The organism is Shigella sp. SIG3 (assembly GCF_053555855.1).
In genome coordinates this window covers 1-347 of the sequence record NZ_JBQZXE010000343.1, presented here as the reverse complement: position 1 = coordinate 347, position 347 = coordinate 1, and the positions used below count along the sequence as shown (strand labels likewise).

The 347-nt window shown below is 52.4% G+C and carries 1 protein-coding gene; it reads right to left on the bottom strand.

All coding sequences use genetic code 11. The annotated features are described in order from the left end of the window. Positions 1-10: 10 nt before the first annotated feature. On the bottom strand, positions 11-118 hold the full coding sequence (gene ldrD, locus ACUU1I_RS21335) for a type I toxin-antitoxin system toxic polypeptide LdrD (protein ID WP_000141634.1): 108 nt from the start codon (positions 116-118) through the stop codon (positions 11-13). Positions 119-347 lie beyond the last annotated feature (229 nt).

Sequence of the window (347 nt, the reverse complement as noted above, 5' to 3'; positions counted from 1 at the left end):
GCATGGCACGTTACTTCCGCTTGTTCAGCCAGTTCACGATCATACTGGCAAGAATACCAGCAATGACCGGAGCCGCTAAATCATGCCAGAAGGCCATGCCCAGTTCTGCGAACGTCATATAGCCGCCTGTATTGTAATGACAACGTTTCGCGGCTATTCTTGTATTGTTTGGATGCAAGAATGGCCCCCGTGGTGTTGTCAGGTGCATACCTGCAACGTGCGGGGGTTTTCTCTCTCCAGCAACCAATGCCACCAGGGATTAAGCCCCCGCAACATTGCGCCTCACCGGAATCCTTCCGGCTTGACGCTGATTCTACGACTGTTTTTCTGTTCCGGAATCCGTCTCA